Raw genomic sequence first — 423 nt, forward strand, 5'->3', positions numbered from 1 at the left:
GCCATATCCACCAGACATGGGCTGGCAAAGATATCCTGTAAGCCAAGCGTATAACCGGCACTTCTTAAACGGCTCACCAGACGCACTGCCAGTAACGAGTTACCGCCCAGCATGAAGAAGCTGTCATTACGACTCACCTGCTCGATTCCAAGCAGTTCACACCAGTGCTTCGCCAGTAGCTCCTCTACCTCACCCTTCGGAGCCTCATATAGACCACGAATCAGGCTGTCTTCTGTCGGCATTGGTAAACCACGTTTGTCCAGCTTGCCATTTGGTGTCAGCGGGAAACTGTCCAGACGCACATAACTTCTCGGTACCATATAGTCCGGTAACTCACGTGCTAACCAGGCATGCAGCTCTGAAGCATCAACCTCTGCCTCCGCTGAATCTGCTATCCACCACGCAACAAGATGACGGCCTTCA

General features: G+C 52.5%; 1 protein-coding gene. It reads right to left on the reverse strand.

Going from position 1 to position 423, the window contains the following annotated elements:
• A partial coding sequence (locus tag OC23_RS12220) for a phosphopantetheine-binding protein (protein ID WP_038345132.1) occupies positions 1–423 on the reverse strand: 423 nt, incomplete at both ends.

This window comes from Acinetobacter sp. A47 (assembly GCF_000805455.1).
GTDB lineage: Bacteria > Pseudomonadota > Gammaproteobacteria > Pseudomonadales > Moraxellaceae > Acinetobacter.